11 protein-coding genes are annotated in these 19,011 nt (G+C 41.4%); 4 read left to right on the top strand and 7 right to left on the bottom strand.

Going from position 1 to position 19,011, the window contains the following annotated elements; translation table 11 throughout:
- Positions 1–444 precede the first annotated feature (444 nt).
- Positions 445–2,217 (top strand): arginine--tRNA ligase, encoded by a 1,773-nt coding sequence (gene argS / locus ACUN24_RS19460; RefSeq protein WP_445564014.1) that lies wholly within the window; start codon positions 445–447, stop codon positions 2,215–2,217.
- Between the two features lie 157 nt (positions 2,218–2,374).
- On the opposite strand, the gene ACUN24_RS19455 is transcribed toward argS, so the two are convergent.
- From ACUN24_RS19455 to ACUN24_RS19430, 6 genes are all read right to left on the bottom strand, one after another.
- Complete coding sequence (locus ACUN24_RS19455) at positions 2,375–5,227, bottom strand: M16 family metallopeptidase (RefSeq protein ID WP_445564013.1); 2,853 nt, start codon at positions 5,225–5,227, stop codon at positions 2,375–2,377.
- A 74-nt stretch (positions 5,228–5,301) separates the two neighbouring features.
- The gene (locus tag ACUN24_RS19450) at positions 5,302–6,486 is read right to left on the bottom strand and encodes a redoxin domain-containing protein (protein WP_445564012.1); all 1,185 of its coding nucleotides are present in this window, start codon (positions 6,484–6,486) and stop codon (positions 5,302–5,304) included.
- Positions 6,487–6,496: 10 nt separating this feature from the next.
- On the bottom strand, positions 6,497–7,876 hold the full coding sequence (locus tag ACUN24_RS19445; RefSeq protein WP_445564011.1) for a RagB/SusD family nutrient uptake outer membrane protein: 1,380 nt from the start codon (positions 7,874–7,876) through the stop codon (positions 6,497–6,499).
- Between the two features lie 9 nt (positions 7,877–7,885).
- Positions 7,886–11,098, bottom strand: coding sequence for a SusC/RagA family TonB-linked outer membrane protein (locus ACUN24_RS19440; protein WP_445564010.1), 3,213 nt, complete (start codon positions 11,096–11,098; stop codon positions 7,886–7,888).
- A gap of 284 nt (positions 11,099–11,382) precedes the next feature.
- Positions 11,383–12,537 carry a FecR family protein gene (locus ACUN24_RS19435; RefSeq protein WP_445564009.1) on the bottom strand — a complete coding sequence of 385 codons (1,155 nt, stop codon included), beginning with the start codon at positions 12,535–12,537 and terminating at the stop codon, positions 11,383–11,385.
- 69 nt (positions 12,538–12,606) lie between these two features.
- Positions 12,607–13,182, bottom strand: a complete 576-nt coding sequence (locus ACUN24_RS19430; RefSeq protein WP_445564008.1) for an RNA polymerase sigma factor — start codon at positions 13,180–13,182, stop codon at positions 12,607–12,609.
- Between the two features lie 222 nt (positions 13,183–13,404).
- Between ACUN24_RS19430 and ACUN24_RS19425 the strand changes: the two genes are divergently transcribed.
- Positions 13,405–15,777: a PAS domain-containing protein gene (locus ACUN24_RS19425; RefSeq protein ID WP_445564007.1), complete on the top strand. Its 2,373-nt coding sequence runs from the start codon at positions 13,405–13,407 to the stop codon at positions 15,775–15,777.
- A gap of 317 nt (positions 15,778–16,094) precedes the next feature.
- On the opposite strand, the gene ACUN24_RS19420 is transcribed toward ACUN24_RS19425, so the two are convergent.
- A complete protein-coding gene (locus tag ACUN24_RS19420; RefSeq protein WP_445564006.1) occupies positions 16,095–16,514 on the bottom strand; it encodes a winged helix-turn-helix transcriptional regulator in 420 nt (139 codons plus the stop codon).
- 132 nt (positions 16,515–16,646) lie between these two features.
- On the opposite strand from ACUN24_RS19420, the gene ACUN24_RS19415 reads away from it, so the two are divergent.
- Complete coding sequence (locus ACUN24_RS19415) at positions 16,647–17,543, top strand: SDR family oxidoreductase (protein ID WP_445564005.1); 897 nt, start codon at positions 16,647–16,649, stop codon at positions 17,541–17,543.
- Positions 17,544–17,898: 355 nt separating this feature from the next.
- Entirely contained in the window at positions 17,899–18,954 is a 1,056-nt protein-coding gene (locus tag ACUN24_RS19410; protein ID WP_445564004.1) for a hypothetical protein, read from the top strand.
- Positions 18,955–19,011: the final 57 nt, after the last annotated feature.

Raw genomic sequence — 19,011 nt, 5'->3', positions numbered from 1 at the left:
ATTGCAAATCTATCAGAAAAAATCAGATATGAGAATTGAGATGATAGATTTGAGATAGACTGATGCTTAAAAAGGTTTATTTATTGCATAGAACCAAGATCTCTAAACTATTGGAATTTTTTAGAGTCCGAAAGTCGGAAGATATAGTTTGAAAGTACATAGTCAAAAATTTTGAAGACTAATAAGTTTTATGTTATAAGCACCCTGTCTTCCGACCTCGGACCTCTGACTTTTTTTACACAGAACCAACCTCTTTAAACCTTATTGAGCGGCAGCTCCCGATTCCTTCAATCGGGACTATAGCGGAAAGAAGGACTATCGATACCGACTAGCACTACAGTAGCTTTCCAAACCCTTTAAAAACGATGAAAATTGAAATTTAGGCTAAAAAAATCTTCAGACTTCGGTCTCCCGACTTCGGACTTTTTTCTCTATTTTTGACGCATGAATTTTATTATTGCCGAAACACAGAAAGCCATTTTTGAACTTTATAAGGAAGAAGTAGCCGAAAGTGTAATCAACATACAAGAAACACGTAAAGAATTTGAAGGACAGGCAACAATCGTTGTTTTTCCAATCACTAAAATTTCGAAAAAATCACCAGAACAAACGGCCACTGAAATTGGCGAATATTTGGTTGCTAACGTAGCTGATATTACTAAATTTAATGTCGTTAAGGGGTTTTTAAACTTAAGCATTGCTGAAAGTTATTTCTTAAAACAATTTAACGAAGAAATTTTATCGCCTGATTTTGGCGTATATGCACCAAATGGTAAAAAGGTAATGGTAGAATATTCATCGCCAAATACCAATAAACCGCTTCACCTGGGGCATGTGCGTAATAACTTGTTAGGTTACTCGGTTTCTGAGTTGCTTAAAGCTTACGGTTACGATGTGGTAAAGGTAAACCTGGTTAACGATCGTGGGATCCACATCTGTAAATCGATGTTGGCCTGGCAAAAGTGGGGCAATGGCGAAACGCCTGAAAGTACAGGCTTAAAAGGCGATCACCTGGTTGGAAAATACTATGTAATTTTCGATAAAGAGTATAAAAAAGAGATTGATGCTTTAAAAGCGGAAGGACAAACTGAAGAAGAAGCCAAGAAAAATGCACCATTAATTAAAGAAGCGCAGCAAATGCTGTTGAAATGGGAGCAAGGGAATGAAGAGGTAGTTTCGCTTTGGAAAACCATGAACGAATGGGTTTATGCTGGTTTTAATGTAACGTATAAAAACCTTGGGGTTGATTTTGATAAATTTTATTACGAAAGCAATACCTACCTGTTAGGAAAAGGTACGGTTGATGAAGGTTTGGCCAAAGGTGTTTTCTTTAAAAAAGAAGATGGTTCAGTATGGATCGATTTAACTGCAGATGGCTTAGACCAGAAACTGGTTTTACGTGCTGACGGAACTTCAGTTTACATTACGCAGGATTTAGGTACTGCCGAAATGAAACACGATGATTTCAATATGGATGAGTCGATTTATGTGGTCGGAAATGAGCAGGATTACCATTTCAAAGTGTTGTTCCTGATTCTAGAAAAACTGGGCAAAAGTTGGGCAAAAGGTTTATACCACTTATCGTACGGAATGGTCGATTTGCCAAACGGTAAAATGAAAAGCCGCGAGGGAACCGTTGTAGATGCCGATGAGTTAATAGAGAGCATGGTAACCACCGCCCGCGAAAAAACCGAAGAATTGGGTAAAACCAACGACTTTAGTGAAGCAGATAAAGAAGAATTATATAAAAATATAGGTTTAGGAGCCTTGAAATATTTCCTTTTAAAGGTTGAACCTAAGAAACGTTTATTATTTAATCCTGCTGAGAGTATCGATTTTCAGGGGAATACGGGGCCATTTATTCAGTACACGCATGCGCGGATTAAATCGTTGCTGAGTAAGTCGAATTATCAGTTTGCGATTGGCAGTGAGCAATTTTCAGGAATATCTGATGTTGAATTGGAAATGATTCTGCAATTGGCAAAATATCCTGAAGAGATTGCTATTGCGGCAAAAGCTTACAGCCCGGCGAGTTTGGCCAACTATTTATACGAACTGGCTAAGCTGTTCAACAAGTTTTACCATGAGGTACCGCCAATTGTAAAAACGGAAGAAGGTGAAGCGAAACAGTTCCGTTTAAACCTAAGCAAAAAAACTGCTGATATTATTCATGCCGGAATGCTGATTTTGGGAATTACTTCGCCAGAGCGGATGTAAGATGGATGATGTAAGAATGTAGGATGTGAGATGGAAAATATATACTGCGATTCTTTAATTATCACACAAAATAGGGAGTCTTGATATCATTTAATCATATAGATAATTACCCTGCCCTTTGTCCTGTCTTTACAGATGAAAGGGCAGGGGTGATTAATTATTTTGCTTTAGCCGATTCTGGCAGCAGTATCAATCTGATATAATTCTTGCCGGTCAGGTATTTATCTGCAATATCTTTTACCTCTTTTGCAGTCATTCCTTTGATGATCTGGTTATAGTCGCTGATCTGGTCCAGCGGCTCACCATTGCTGAGTTGTCCAGTCAGGTAATCCAGCCAGAAATTATTAGTTTTCATCGTGGTTTGCATCGTATGTAGGTCTTCCGCCTTAAACTTTTCAATGTTTTCCGGTGCCGGGCCAACTTTCTTCAACTTTTCAACCTCATCTACCGCAGAGGCAATCATCCTTTCTACATTTGCAGGTGAACAGCCAAAATAGATAGATATACCATATCTGCCATCAGGCAATTTACGGGTACTTACTTCCGCAGCCGGAGAATAAACCCCACTTTCTTCCTCCCGCAATCTTTCCAGTAAACGGATTTCCAAAGCTTCTTTTAGTGCCTGCATCTTCAGGGTACTCGCATAATCATAATCAAACTTTCCAGAAAAAACCAGGTAAACCATGGCCTTGTCCTCCTTACCAGCATATACTGTTTTGGATATCAAGCCTTCAGGGGCATGGATGTCCAGATCTTTTGCGGCCTCTATGGTTCCGTTTGCAGGAAGGGAAGCGATGTATTTTTCCAGGTAAGGCTTTAGTTTTGCCTCGTCTATATTTCCTACAAGGACAAATTTCATCCCCGTTACATTAGCGAATCTCTCCTTATATATCGAATATGCGCGATCAAGGTTGATCTGTGCAATCTTCTCCAGGTTCACAGGCGTACGGCGCATATTATAATTCCCAATCACAGTAGTCATTGTATCACTAAAAACCGATTCAGGATCATCGTCTTTGTTCACCAGGGCCGCTTTTGCATTGGAGATAATCCCTTTGAAAATCTGCTCATCTTTACGCGGTTCTGTAGCGTAGGCATACAGTAAACTAAAGGCACTGTCCATATCTTTGGCATTTGTACTCCCAATAAAGCCTTGTGTACGCTCATCTATAAAAGGAAAAACCGAGACCTGTTTACCTGAGAGATATTTTTCAAGCTGACTGGCATTGTAATTCCCTACACCTGCTGAAGAGATAATATTTGAGGCATTAGCTGCACTTTCATATTCTGCATCACTGTATAAGGATGTTCCCCCATTGGTAAAAGCCTGGAAAACAATCTCGTCATTTTTGAAGTTCGTTTTCTTCAGGATCACATTTACACCATTGCTGAGGGTAAGGAAAGTAAGTCCGGTTTTGGCATCTTTCTCCTCCTTCACAATTTTTCCGGGTACCGGAACATGAGCCAGTAGGGGCAATTTACTTACATCGTCTTTAAAGGCATCCATCTTTTCTGCATTGACTTCCTTTATCCAGGCCAAAACAGCAGACTCGGCCGGTAAAGTTGCCTTATCCTTTTCGGGTGCGGTTACAATGATATCCCTGTCGGTTTCCCTAATGTATTCTTTGGCTAGCGCATTTACCTCCGCAAGCGTAATTGTAGGAATAAACCGGTTTACCATTTCATTTTGTTTGCTTAATCCGGGAGTGGCCCCGCCATAAAGGAAATGGTTCAAATAAGCATTTACATAGTTATCGGAAGTCATTTTATCCTTTTCCTGCATCATCGCTTCCATATCATTCAGATACTCCCTTTTGGAACGCTCAAGCTCTGTTTTAGAAAAGCCCAACCGTTGCAGCCTGGCCGTTTCCCTCCACACCGCTTTAAATCCACTCTCCACTTCTCCAGGCCTGCAGCTAACATAAAGTTTAAATGCTTCCAGTCCTGGCATAACTCCGCGAATTGCGGCACCACCTTGTAAAAACGGAGGATTGGCCTGTCGGGATAACTCTGTGTAACGTCTGCTCAGCATTCCGTTGAACAGATTTCTCAGCAGTGAAGCACGGTAATCAGTCTCCGTATAAATTTTCTGGTCTTTATGCTTTGCATTAACTTCTATAACCGTATTGGTCAATTCTTTATCGGTTACCGCAAGAAACTGGTTTTTCCCTGTTAAGGAAGAACTATATTTTACCCTTGGTTTTTCATTTGCCGGGTTTTTCAGATCAGCAAATTTTTGCCTGACCAGTTGTTCCATTTTTGCCACGTCGATATCACCCACAATAATAAGGGCCTGCAGGTTAGGACGGTACCAGTTATGGTAATAATTGCGGATCACTTCTGGTTTAAAATGAAGGATCACATCGGCTTTACCAATAGGCAAACGTGAGGCATAACGCGAGTTATTTACCATCACCGGAAGGGTTTGTCTTAGTATGCGGTCTTCAGCGCCTTTACCTAACCTTTCTTCTTCCAAAATCACGCCGCGCTCCTTTTCAATCTCGGCAGTCTCCAGTGTTAGTCCTTGTGCCCAATCGCGCATAATCTGCAGCCCGTTTTTCATCACCGCAGGATCATCTGTCGGCAGCGGTAACTGATAAACTGTTTCATCAAAACTGGTGTAGGCATTTAAATCTGCACCAAACCTTACACCAGCTTTCTGGAGATAATTGATCAGTTCACTTTTAGGGAAGTGCTCCGTTCCATTGAAACTCATATGTTCCAGGAAGTGTGAAAGTCCCTGCTCTTCATCCGTCTCCAGGATAGATCCTACCTTATTGGCAAGATACATCACTACACGGTGCTCAGGCTCATTGTTATGGCGGATATAATAGGTAAAACCATTCGCCAACTTCCCGGTACGCACCGAAGGATCCAGCGGAATCAGTTTTGTGCCCGGCTGAACAGTATGGTGAACGGCAACAGTGGATTTAGCAGGCTTGTGTTGTGCTCCTGCAAGCAAAGGCATGCCTGCGATAAGCAGGGCTATATTAATTTTGTAGATTTTCATATAGGTAATAAAATTTATAATGCTGGTGTTCATCAGCTATACTGCGCGGTGCGATGAGCTGTGATCTGCCTGATTTAGTGTGACAGCACTTCTGCCAGTTTATGCTCAAGTGCTGCTCCCCGTAGGTTTTTTGCGATAATCCTGCCGTTCGGGTCAATCAGGAAATTCGACGGGATCATAGTCACATCAAACAGTTTACCGACTTTGGAGCCTACATCCTGTAGATTTGGCCAGGATAATTTATCCTCACGCAAGGCGGTCATCCAGGAGCCTTTATCAAAATCTGAAGAGATGCCCAGTACATTAAAATTGTGTACAGCAAATTTCTGGTAGGCCGCAGCTACATTAGGATTTTCCTGCCTGCAGGGTACACACCAGCTGGCCCAGAAATCAACAAGCACATATTTTCCCCGGTAAGAAGATAAGCTGACCAGCTTTCCGGTAGAATCAGGCAGGGAAAATTCGGGTGCCACCATCCCAACACTTACTTTCTGTGCACGTTTAAGGTCTGCAGTCAGTTTTTTTCCAACTGCAGTCAGTTTCAAAGGGGCGTTAATCTGTTTAAACAAACCCATGGTTTTTTCAAAAGGCATGCCGTGCCTGAAAGACTCTGATAAAAGGTAAAGACTGAAATAACCGGAGGGATGACGGGCTATATATGAACTGTCTGTTGTGATTTTTATCTGATCCAGCGAATCTGATGCCTTTTCTATTGTCTTCATCTGCTGTATGAGCTTTTCCTTGTTTTGTGTGCTGTCGCTCATCAGGTCCTCAAGGTTGAAATAGGCAGACCTTACATCACTCAGAGCCTCTGTAAGCTCCGCTGTTTTACTTTCATAAGCTACCTTTTCTGTATTCAAAGGGGAACCTGAAAATACGGCCTGTGAAATGTTTCCCAAGGGAAAAGAGATGTTCAAAAGCCCTTTCTCAATAAACAATGAACAGGACGGGCGTACAGGTTCGTCTTTCTGATTCTTTGCTTTAGTAACCAGGGAATAAGAAAGGACTGACCATACCGGATCCTTTACGTTCCCGCGGAAACTGAAGGTCCCGTTTTTCACCAGGACAGAATCCTGTTGCATATTATCGCCTATATAACGTTCAAGATATACAGTCACTTTATCAGCGGGTTTCATGCCGGTTATTTTTCCCTTTAATGTGTAATTCGGAGCTTTCTTCTGCGCAAAAGACACAGTACTGCCTGTTATCAGCAATAGGAAAAGTATAAATTGGATCAATCTGTGATAATATGTGTTCATTCTGATAAATTTAGTTGTAACCTGGATTTTGTGTAAGTTTTGGATTATTTCGTATTTCTACCCTTGGTATCGGGTATAGGGCAGCGGTAGACTTCCAGTAGGTAGGTTTATTTTCTGACATTACCTGGTCAAGGTGTCCAAGTCTGCGCAGGTTAAACCAGCGATCACTCCATTCAAAACACAACTCCACTCTTCTTTCCTGTTCTACAGCATCAAGAATCGAACTTTCGGTTTGTCCATCATCCAGATTTTCAAGCCCCGCACGATTACGGATGGTATTCACATCCTGAACCGCAGCATCAAGTTGTCCAAGTTTAGCTAAGGCTTCTGCACGAATCAGGTATTGCTCCGCAAGCCTGAAAACCACAGTATATTCCTTATATTCTGAATTTTCAACGTCTAATCTATATTTGTAGATCCGGTAACCGCCGGTTTCCTCATTAATATAATTCCATCTGCGTTTATCACCGTCTTCAAAAGCGTTGATAAGACTATTGCTACCTTCATCCGCAACGGCAACATAAGCATAATCACCAAGGGTTTGCCCCCCTAAACTATATCCAATTTCATTCCACATTTGAAAGATAGATTCTTTATTATCGCTGTGAAAAATATCCATTTCTGCATCATCTGCGCTGGTTCCTGCCATCACACCAAGGCTATACTGACTGTTATTTTCAATGATTTCGGAAGCTTTAAGATTGGCATTTTTCCAGTCACCGGTATATAAATATACTCTTGACAGCAACGCTTTAACTACCCATTTATTAGCCCTCACACGACCATTGGTAGGATATTGATCACCAAGATAACTCTCGGCTTTCAGCAGGTCTTCCAGTATTTGTGTGTATACTTTAGCGACTGGTGTACGGGGAAAATTCTTAGTTTCTTTATAAGCTGTGCTGGTTACCAATGGCACATCGCCAAAAAAATTAACGAGATAGAAATAACAAAAAGCACGCATAAATAATGCCTCACCGGTAGCTTTTTGTTTTCCTGAAGTAGTCATGCCTTTCGAAGTTGCGACACCCTCTATGATTGAATTTGCGGTATAGATTACACTGTAATAATCTGACCAATAGGTTTTGGTAGAGGAGTTGACAGGATCTAAACGGTTATTGTACATATTCAGGAGATCATCGTCTAATGATGCTCCTGGCTTTAATTCATCAGAAGAAAGCCCTCCTACCACAGGGATATCAAATAAATCACTGTTACCTGACCATTTAGCATACATACCAACCACTACACTATCTGCAGATTTATCATTGGCATATACTTGTTCTGTAGTTCTGATGAACTCAGGCTTTACTTCTAATATTTTTTTACATGATGTGCTAACCACAGTTAACATCAGCAGGAGAGCTATGCGGTATATCAAATTTTTCATTGTATAATTTTAAAAAGTTGTTTTCAGACCAAAAGTAAATGACCGCAGGGTAGGCATACTTACACCTGTTTCCGGATCAAATCCAGGATAGTTGGTCAGGGTAAACAGATTATTTCCCATTGCGTATACACGCAAATTTTTCATACCTAATTTCCCGGCTTGTTTTTCTGAGAAGCTGTATCCCAGGGAAACATTTGAAAGCCTGATGTAAGAATTATTAAAGGCAGCGGCCAGACTTGAATTGTATAAGATTATCTGGTAGGTATCTGTCGTATACGCCATCCGGGTACCCGGATTTTCCGGGCTTTGCCATCTGTCGAGTACTTCTACAGGTTGGTTACTCAAAGAAGCACCGGGGCTCAAATTCAGGAGACTATTTCGTCCGCTCTTTTTAAAACTCAGGAAAATATCCAGATCAAATCTCTTATAAGAGAAATTATTAGTAAAACCTCCGTAAAATGTTGGCAAAAGGTTACTTAACGGAACATTATCATTCGGATATTCTATAGTTCCATTTCCATCCACATCCCTGAATACAGGTTTACCGGTTTGAGGATCTATTTTCAGAAAGTCGAATCCCCAGAACAATGATAAGGATTTGCCGATGGCATATTGATCCTTATATGAGGAATTTTCCAGGTCAGGGAACGATAGCAATTTATTTCTTCCAATGCTTAAATTAAAGCTTGAGGTCCAGCTAAAATCTTTGTGTTTAATCTGCGAAGTGTTCAACATAAATTCCCATCCGCTATTCTGGATCTTTGCATCCATATTCTGATTTACGTCGCCCACCCCAACTTGTGAAGCCAAAGGATACGCTACCAGCTGGTTACCCGAACGGTTCTGGTAATAATTTACGGTAAGCATCACCGCATCGTTCAGGAAACCAAGCTCTATTGCGGCTTCGAATTTTTTATTTTCTTCCCATTGATAATCACTATTGAAAAGGTTTTTAGGATAAAGTCCGATCCCCTGATATTTGTTGAAGGTTTTTTCGTAGTTCACGAAATAACTGTAATCACCTATATTATCATTACCGCTCAATCCGTAACTTGCCCTCAGTTTACCCATGCTTAAGAAGGGCATTGCCGATTTCATCCATTGGCGTTCTGTAAAAATCCAGGCTGCACCGAGCGACCAGAAATCACCGAACTGTTTACCGGGTGCAAAACGAGAGGAACCATCCCGTCTCAATGTTGCATTCACGAACAACTCATTCTGGTATTCATACCCTATACGGGTAAAGGCAGAAAGAAAGCGATACTGACTTCCCAGTTGGGTAGTATCAGACCTTTGGGCTGCTGAGACATTGCCTAATAAAGCATCATCCGTAAAGCCGTAAGCATTTAAGGCATAATTTGAAGATCTGTTATCAATATAGGTGCCACCAAGTAAGGCGCGGAAAGTGCTGTTTCCACGGTGAAGCACATAATCTGCCTGGGGTTCAAAGGTGAATGAGTTGTTTCTGTTATTTGCGTAATATGTATATCCTTGAGGATCAGATGATTTTGGGTCTTGTGCGGCGATAGGTGTCAACATCATTTGCCTGATCCGCAAATCAGTATAACCAACACTGGCTTTCAGCGTCAGGTTAGGCAATACTTTGTAACTTCCCACAAAATTGGTGATGGCACTTTTAGATTTGCTTTCCATCTTGCTTAATGAAGTGGCAATCGGATTAGGCACTGCCCAGTTTAAAGAGCCATCTTCATTATATAAGGAGTAATTGGGTGGCAGAGCGTAAAAAGCAACAGGATCAAGGGCAATAGCCGTGTTCCTATCACCTGAATAGCTGAGGGACAAAGCAAGATTCAACTTATTATTTTTCGAATTGTGATCTGCATTGAATCTGATATTCCCACTTTTTAGCCCGTCCACAGTATTGTACACGGTTTTCTCATTTCTATATCCTCCACCCAGCATAAAACGGGTCTGATTACTTCCTCCAGTGATATTTAGCTCTGCATTTTGCGTTAATGCCGTTTTATCAAAAAACTCCTTTTGCCAATTGGTATATTTCGTTTGGCTCCACTTGGTTAAATCAGGGAATGCGTCGTCGGTGATTTCTACCCCATCATTGATTGCAGCCTGTCTGCGCATGTCAAGATATTGTTCCGTATTCAGCATATCGATGTAATGTGGGATTTTAGCAATAGAAGCGTAAACGTCGGCGCCGATTTGTATCTGGCCAGCTTTACCTCTTTTTGTCGTTATCAGGATCACTCCATTGGCTCCTCGCGCGCCGTAGATCGCTGTCGCATCGGCATCTTTAAGAACCTCAATATTTGCAATTGAACTGGGATCTATACTTTTAAATGGACTTTCACTTGATCCATTAGTCAATATGCCAAGATTGGTTAAACCAGCAATAGAGCTTGAAGTAAAAGGCACGCCATCTACGATATAGAGCGGCATTTTGGCTTTTCCATCCATGTTCAATGTATTGATCCCCCTTATCTGCACACTAACTTGTGCGCCCGGCAAGCCACTGTTATTGGTAATCAACATGCCCGAGACCCTGCCCTGTAATGCAGCAATAGGATCTGAAGTGGGTGTTTTCTCCAATACAGCTGCATCTATAGAAACTGTAGATCCTGTATTTGTTCTTTGGGAAGTTTTTTGTCCATAAGCCAGTACCCGCACTTCATCAAGGACATTTGTACTAGGCTTCAGTTCAATGTTGATTACCCCATCAACATCTGCCACATGTATTTTTTGTTGCTGATAGCCAATATAACTAATAACCAATACATCTTCCTTTTCAAGTCCCCCAATCAAAAAACTACCATCATCTTTTGTCCTGCTCACCTGGTGTGTACGTTCTACCATTATGGATACGCCCCCAAGTGGTCCCTGTTTTACTTTCACCACCCCGCTTACTGTTATTTTAGGGGTGAATAAGCTGATAATTTTTTCGGCTACAGACTTTTCTTTCCTGCTGATAATCACCGAATGTTCGTCTATAGCATAACTGAACGGGAGATTTTCCAGGCATTTATCCAGTACTTTTTCGAGCGGAGCGTTTCTGAAGCCTGCATCTATTTTTACCGTTTGAAAAAGCTGATCTGATGAGGCTACAACATCGTAACCTGTCTGCTTTCTGATCGCCCCGAAAATTTCTTTGAGCGTGCTGTTTTTCTGCACAAAAGTAACCTTTTGGGCGAATCCGGTGGCGCTCACCTGAAGCAACGTTGTTAAGAGTATGATAGTTGTTAACTTCATGATAAACAATATTTTATAAACGCAGCACAAAGGCTTGCATAAAATCTTATTATAATTTTTATACATTTGATATCTGTTAAAATTGAATTGATTCATTACCTGATAAGATGAGGTTTTAGCAAAACACGGCCAGGGATGTTCCACCATCCTTGGCTATTTTGTTTTTGAAAGATCAATATGCTAAAAACCCTTTTCATCGGTTCCTCCCTAAGGATCGTGATGGCGGTTGTTCATGTTGGTTGGTTTGGTTGATAGATTAGTTGATTGGTGATATTGCAAGCCTTTTAATGATCAACGAAAACCTTATTTCCGGTAATTTCGAATGATACATCTTTGGTCTTGGCCAGAAGATTCAATGTTTTAGAGAGCTGGTCATACTTGGTTATACTACCCAGGAACTTCTTTTTCTTAATCTCCTGGTTTTTATAAATGATCTCCACATTGTACCATCTGGAAATTCTTGACAGGATATTTTCTAGTGGTTCATCATTAAACATAAAGTAGCCCTGTGTCCAGGCAACGGCCTCATCAGTGTTCACAGTTACGATTTGTTCTGTTGTGGCCGAGCGTATAAACTGCTCATTGGGCTTTAGTAACTGGTTGTTGATTTTTACGCTTCCTTCCAGGAGTGTAGTTTTAGAAAGATTATCATCGGGATAGGCCGAAATATTAAAGTGGGTACCCAATACTTCCACCGTTTGTCCTTTACTGTATACAAGAAAGGGATGGACTTTATCTTTTGCTACCTCAAAATATGCTTCCCCTGTTAACTCTACCTTACGGTTGATTGCACCGACGAAGGATGAAGGATATTTGATTGAAGAAGCCGCGTTTAGGATTACTTTGGTTCCATCCGGCAAACGCACTTCATAATTTTGTCCGCGTAAAGTAGACAGAGTATTGATTTGATTGTTAGCGGCTATACCCCGGTCAACTACTTCGTATACAATTTGCCCGTCGCTGGTTTTGCGGACAACCACCCCTTGTTCTTTTGCCAACTCCCCATTACGGGCATCAGAAAGTATGATGACTTTTCCATCAGGGAGTGTAAGTGTCGCGTTGTTTTTTCCGGGGGCAATATCTTTGGTATAAACTACCTGTTGTTGCTTCGGCTGCGTTTGTACTACATAAAAAATTGCAGTGCCAACCGTAATACAGAATGCTGCCGCAATTGATATTTTTTTCCACAGCGCAGGTCTCTGTATTTGTGGAGATGGCACCGTATTTTGTTTCTCAAAATCTTTTATGCCATTAACAAACAGCACTCTTCTCCAGATCTCATTGCGAAGCGGGCCATCCTCAATAACTTTTCTGTCTTTTTTTTCAGAATTGGCCGAAAAAATATATAAATATTCAACAATTTCTTTCTCTTCCGGTGTACAAAGTCCCAGTTGATACTTTTTAAGTAAATTATTGTGCTCATTCTGATGATTTTCCATCCTTTGTTTGCGCTTACTGTGGCTAATTACAGTGATAACAACTAAAGAAGGGGTTGGTAGTAGGCAGGATTAAAAAAAAGTTAAGAAAATATTAAATGAATCACCCATTTTACTTTTAAGGATGCGCAAAGCATTATTTATTTGCTTTTTTACGGTTTTATCAGAGATATTTAATTGTTCAGCAATTTCTTTATGTGTTTTATGCTGTTTTCTGCTCAATTCAAACACTTCCCGCATTTTTGGTGGCAGGCTGTTTAATCCCTCTTCAATCACACGTTTAAGGTCCTGTTCCCGCACTCTGCTATCAGGCATTTGTGATGGGTGCTGAATAATATGCTCTACCTGAGCTAAATATTTGGCTTCTATCTTAAAATGTTTCAGGCGGTTTAAAATTCTGTTACGCGTAACTGCATAAAGGAAAGCTGCTAAATTAGGATAAGTGGGAAGGCTGTCAGATCTTGACCAAAGGGCGGTGAACACTTCCTGGACCACATCTTTTGCTTCTTCTTCATCATTCAGCATGTGGTTGGCATGGCGAATAAGCAGCAGCCAGTAACGGTCGTAAATAATTTCGAAGGCCTCTTTATTCCCTGAATGGAAAGCATTTAAAAGATCGTCATCACTTTCAGGAACGAATGCTTTCATATTCACAAATAAATGCTGTCATATTCAAAAGTAACAATAAATACCATTTCAAGCAATAATTTCAATATCCATCGTAAATTTTAAAACCAACTCCTTTTTTAAATCTCTTCATTTATCTCGTACTTTTGTATATTCGAAACCTTTAAGATCAGGATGATGATGCTAATGGACGAATGCTTTTATCATTATTTTGTAGATCTTAATTAGTTTTCAACTATATAAATGAGCGAATTATCGGCAAGCGAAAAGCGTTTTAGGGCATTGGTAACGGCCACATCTGATGTGGTATACAGGCTTAGCCCTGACTGGGAGATCATGTACGAACTGGATGGACGGGGATTTTTGAGCAGTACCAGTGCTCCCATTACAGGGTGGAGGGAAAGGAACGTACATCCCTGTGATATGGAAATGGTAAATGCTGCAATTTCACAGGCCATAGAACGCAAAGAAATTTTTGAACTGGAACACAGGGTTGTCCGTGCTGATGGGAGCATGGGTTGGACCGTGTCAAGAGCAGTTCCAATTCTGGGTGATGATGGGGAAATAGAGGAATGGTTCGGTGCGGCACGTGATATTAGCGTAAAGAAAAATATAGAGGAAGAGAAATCCCGGTTAAGTCTCGATCTTGCTGCTTTGAATGAGGAAGCTGCTGCAACCAATGAGGAACTGCATGCAGCCAACGATGAACTCATCTTCTCGCAGGATAAGCTTAGTGAGGTAAATAGCAGGCTTGAACAGATACTCAATATGCTCCCTGCTTCCGTTGTGGTGATCAGGGGCCATGAGCTCCTGGTGGAAATGATCAACGATAGTAATCTCCTTTATTGGAATAAAACACGTAAGGAAGTTATAGGCAGGCCTTTTCTGGAAATTTTACCCGATCTGGCTGATCAGCCTTTCGCAGGTCAGCTTCGGAAAGTAATGGAGACAGGGGAAATTATCGATGTTAAAGAAAGTCCGGTAATTTTCACATCCGCTGATGGAAGCCTAAGGGAAACCTACGTTGATTATACCTATCAGCCGCTGCGTGATACGGATGGAAATATTTCAGGGGTACTTGTAATGTCATTTGAAATCACAGACAGGGTAATTTCCAGAAAGCTTCTGGAAAGGTACACTGCTCAACTTTCTGATACCAATGATCAGTTGTCAATATCCAATAACAAACTTCACAAAAGTGAGCAGCGTTTCAAATTCCTTATTGAAGAGGCGCCTGTTGCCATCGGCGTGCTTCATGGAAGGGAACTGACCGTTGAGACAGCCAATGTAAAACTGCTTGAAGTATGGGGGAAAAACAATGCCATAGTAGGGCTTCCACTAAAGGAAGCGCTCCCGGAAATCAAGGACCAGCCTTTTCAAAAAATACTTGAAGAGGTATTCGATACAGGTGAGGCTTTTTATGCCAATGAAATAAGGGCAATGCTGCAACATGGGCAGGGCCTGAAAGAATATTTTTTCAACCTGGTATATCAGCCTGTGGTGGATTATACCGGAAAAACCGCCGATATCCTAGTGGTGGCCATCGATGTGACCCTTCAGGTAAATGCCCGCAAAGAGATTGAAAGGAGTGAGGAACATTTCAGGAGACTTGCCGACCTGGTTCCTGCCAAAATATCAAATGCACTTCCCAGTGGTGAGGTTATTTTTTTTAACAGGGAGTGGCTGGATTTTGCAGGAATGAGTTTTGAAGACCTGCGCGACTTCGGTTATCTGGAGATGTTGCACCCTGATGAGATCCATGTTTTTCAGGAAGGGCTGGCGGCTGCGGCGAAAAGCGGAGTGCCATATATTTCCGAAATGCGTTTTAAAAACACAGACGGAAGTTATATCTGGCATTTAAACGTGGCTTCCCCGGTAATGAATGAGGGTGGTGAGCTGATCATGTGGGTGGGCTCAACAACGGATATCCAGGCAATCAAGGAAGAAGAACAACGGAAAAACGACTTTATCGGAATGGTGAGCCACGAACTCAAAACACCACTTACCTCACTCACGGGCTATCTCCAGTTTATGCAGCGAAAGGCGCAAAGATCCGGGGATGATGCACTTTATCAGGGATTTAAGCAACCGTTAAAACAGGTTTCCGTTATGACTGCCATGATTAACGGGTTCCTGAATGTGGCCAGGCTTGATGCTGGCAAGATTCCCGTTGAAAAATCAGCGTTTAATATGGCAGAACTGATCCAATCTGCCCAGGATGAATTCAGGGTACTGTATAGTTCGCACACCATTATCTGCCAACATCTAGAAGAGGTAACTGTCCTTGCCGACCATGATAAAATTTTACAGGTGTTGAACAATCTGGTAAGCAATGCAGCAAAATATTCTGCGGCTTCTACCACTATTGAAATTTCCTGCCAGCGCGTAGCCAATTGGGTAAGGGTAAGCGTACGCGACCAGGGCATTGGAGTGAGTAAGGAAGAACTGGGGAAACTCTTTGAACGTTATTACAGGGTGGAAAAAAATAACAATATTACCGGATTCGGGATCGGTTTATACCTGTGCGCCGAGATTATTAAAATACATCATGGTAAAATCTGGGGAGAAAGTGAAGCAGGGGAAGGATCAGTCTTTCATTTCGAACTTCCGTTGTAAGTGGTTTTCCATATGCTCATCTAAAGTATTTAATGTTAAAAAAGGAGGGATTTTTCCAGTAAACTAAAAAGATGGCTTAATAGGGGTTATCTATTTTTAGAATGAAAATGCCGCCGTTTACTTAAGCGAATCAATCATTGGGTATGGCATTCTTGGTGCATCTCTTATCGTTATATTATGTCCTTGCATTTAATTTAGCTGTTTAATACATTTCAGCAAGGTAACCCTGTTTATCATTAGCATCAAGCAAAAATGGCATTCATCAATCCACGTGCTGATTTGCTTCCGGAAGGATAATTTATGGGCGTCGATGTCTGTCAAGCCTCATCGTTTGCCAGCAGACTGTCCATTATATTTTTCAGAAATTTTGTTTTGTTCTTTTTTACTTCTTTAAGAAATGGGGAAGATTCGTCTGTATTCGATAGGTGTTTTCCACCCCAAAGGGCTATTTCAATCACAGCAGGTATTAAATCAATACCTTTTGTACTCAGTTGGTAAAGCCCTTTTACCTTATTATCCGGATAAGGTAATTTGATGATTATGTTATGATCCTCCAGTACCTGTAATCTATTCGCAAGTATATTCGTCGCTATTTTTTCTTCCGACTTTGCAAAATCACCGTAAGTACGGGTTTTATGGAGCATAAGGTCCCGCACAATCAATAGCGACCACCTGTCTCCAAAAATATCCAGCGAGGAGCTTATCGGGCAATCGGAACGCTTTTCACTTGGTTTCATATTTTTTTAATTATTTTACTTGCATATTGAAAGTAAATATCTAATTTTGCGCTTGCTTTTTGCAAGTAAAATAAATGTTTTTTACTTGCAAAGTAAAAGCAAATTTAATGATTTTAAATTAATAAAAGAAAAATGAAAGACTATTCAACAGCACCACAAGGAGAAAAAGTACTGGTAACCGGCGTTACCGGTTCGATTGGAAAAGCTACGGTTGAGCAATTATTGAAAAAAGGAATTCCGGCAAGCCAAATTATCGGGCTTTCCCGCAAAAAAGAGCAAATAGAAGATCTGGCTGCTAAGGGTGTGGAAGTCCGTTTTGGTGATTATTTTGATTATGATTCGTTACTACGTGCGTTTGAAGGGATCGACAAAGTAATGCTCACCAGTACGGTCGCTTTCACAGACCGGTCTACCCAACATTTCAATGCAATTACTGCTGCGCGCCAGGCGGGTGTTAAACACGTGGTGTATATGGCAATCATGCGTAAGGAGGGTTCAGGGCGTATCATGCCTGAGGTTACCGAGTCAGATCTGTTTACTGAACAGGTACTTAAATCTTCAGGGCTTGATTACACCATCGTATACCACCCGCCTTTTATGGACGTTTTATCGCTCTACTTTGATCCAAACCCTTACGAAAATGGAATAAAAGTTCCGGCAGATAATGGAAAAATGGCAGCTGCTACAAGAGATGAACTGGCAGAAGCCCACGCCATCATACTTTCTACACCCGGGCATGAAAATAAAACCTACTCATTAGGCGGCAGCGATGCTGTTTCATTTGCCGACATTGCAAAAATCCTTGCGGAAATAAAAGGGCAGCCTGTTCCTTTTACCACTATTACAACAGCCGAATATATTGATGGGATAATGGCTAAAGGGGTTCCCCGTCATGTTGCCGAATTTATAACGAGTTGGGTAACCGCAATTAATGAAGGTGAATTCGAATATCAATCAGGCGATTTGGAGCGCTTATTAGGTAGAAAGACAAAAACTTTCCGGGCGTACCTGGAATCAACATTGGCTTAACACACTTGTTAACATAAATGGAGTGGCTCGGAGTTTACCGTTTCAGCCAATCAATTTTATCAGCGCAAAAGGATCAAATTAAGCAGTTTGCTAATCTGTTCCTGGGAATAGATAGGCCTTATGCTGGAATAAATTTGTTTTAAATGCTGATCCCATGATTGATTGTTAGAGCGTACTGAATTAGACCGATTTTTCTGGCCCGCTCCATATCCGTAATTGAGAACAGAAAATGAAGTGTAGCGTAAGTAGCTGTGCCTGCTGTTTCAAAAATCAAAGTCGGTTTACCGAATATAAATGTCTTCCACTCAAACTATATGTGCTTACAGCTGTTGAACATCAAAATAAAATCTAACAGATGAAGCATCATTTACGAAAAGCTTTAATGCTTTTAATCACGCTCACGATTGTTTTTCCGGCATGCAAGAAAAGAACAACTGATGAAACGGCTCCTCCTGAGCCATCTGCGTTTGATATCTATGCGGCTGGGCGGGAGGGCTATGTGGCCAAATACTGGAAAAACGGGAAAGTCGTTAATCTTGGAAGTGGTACCGGATCCTCTGATGCGAACGCTATGGCCATATCTGGGAATGATGTGCATATAGCTGGCTTCGAAATTAATGCTTCAGGAAAATATGTTGCCAAATATTGGAAAAACGGTGTATCAACCTCACTTACCGATGGTAGCCGCGATGCCTTTGCAAATGACATATTTATACAGGGAACTGATGTGTACATTGCCGGACAGGAAATTGCTCCCGGAAAGTCGACCTACCAGGCAAAGTACTGGAAAAACGGAACACCCATAGTATTAACAGATGGTACACAGCAGGCTATTGCCACGGGGATAGCCCTGATCGGGAATGATGTTTATGTAACCGGGGAGCGGAGAAACCTGGAGTGGCTTAACCCTATTACTGTTTACTGGAAGAACGGGCAGCTTTTTGATCTTGCAGACCGGACTACAACTGCCGGAGACCAGGCCATAGCAGTATCAGGTAACGACTTATATTTACTATGGTCTGAAACATATAACAGCTCTGGCCAATCACAAACCAGGTATAGCAAAAACTTAGGTAGCCCGGTATTGATTAATGATGGTACCGCAGATGTTAGGGGGAATTCAATTTTCGTAAATGGGGGCGATGTGTATGTTGCGGGATCGGGCACTACAAACGGGAATAGTGCGATCCAGGCAAAATATTGGAAAAACGGATCTCCCGTCATTTTAACCAATGGACCTGAAAGTGCTTTTGGTTTATCTATAGCTGTATCGGGCACTGATGTTTTTGTAGGTGGGTACCAGGATGGGGGATCAGGATTAGCCCAATACTGGAAAAATGGTACGCTTGTAGCGCTTACCGATGGATCACAGTCGGCGCTGGTACGCAAAATCGTCGTAGTTAGAAGGTAGGTAATTTAAACTAATGCCAGGGTTAATGGACGGCTTAATTACGCTCTTATCATAAAA

The sequence above is a fragment of the Pedobacter sp. WC2501 genome, from assembly GCF_052682415.1.
Note: the sequence above shows the minus strand (reverse complement) of the source record. Positions and strands in the feature narration are given on the sequence as shown.

What these genes read in the sequence shown, in the direction of transcription:
- argS (WP_445564014.1), top strand. Translation starts at nt 445, where the DNA reads ATGAATTTTATTATTGCCGAAACACAGAAAGCCATTTTTGAACTTTAT.
- ACUN24_RS19455 (WP_445564013.1), bottom strand. Translation starts at nt 5,227, where the DNA reads ATGAAAATCTACAAAATTAATATAGCCCTGCTTATCGCAGGCATGCCT.
- ACUN24_RS19450 (WP_445564012.1), bottom strand. Translation starts at nt 6,486, where the DNA reads ATGAACACATATTATCACAGATTGATCCAATTTATACTTTTCCTATTG.
- ACUN24_RS19445 (WP_445564011.1), bottom strand. Translation starts at nt 7,876, where the DNA reads ATGAAAAATTTGATATACCGCATAGCTCTCCTGCTGATGTTAACTGTG.
- ACUN24_RS19440 (WP_445564010.1), bottom strand. Translation starts at nt 11,098, where the DNA reads ATGAAGTTAACAACTATCATACTCTTAACAACGTTGCTTCAGGTGAGC.
- ACUN24_RS19435 (WP_445564009.1), bottom strand. Translation starts at nt 12,537, where the DNA reads ATGGAAAATCATCAGAATGAGCACAATAATTTACTTAAAAAGTATCAA.
- ACUN24_RS19430 (WP_445564008.1), bottom strand. Translation starts at nt 13,182, where the DNA reads ATGAAAGCATTCGTTCCTGAAAGTGATGACGATCTTTTAAATGCTTTC.
- ACUN24_RS19425 (WP_445564007.1), top strand. Translation starts at nt 13,405, where the DNA reads ATGAGCGAATTATCGGCAAGCGAAAAGCGTTTTAGGGCATTGGTAACG.
- ACUN24_RS19420 (WP_445564006.1), bottom strand. Translation starts at nt 16,514, where the DNA reads ATGAAACCAAGTGAAAAGCGTTCCGATTGCCCGATAAGCTCCTCGCTG.
- ACUN24_RS19415 (WP_445564005.1), top strand. Translation starts at nt 16,647, where the DNA reads ATGAAAGACTATTCAACAGCACCACAAGGAGAAAAAGTACTGGTAACC.
- ACUN24_RS19410 (WP_445564004.1), top strand. Translation starts at nt 17,899, where the DNA reads ATGAAGCATCATTTACGAAAAGCTTTAATGCTTTTAATCACGCTCACG.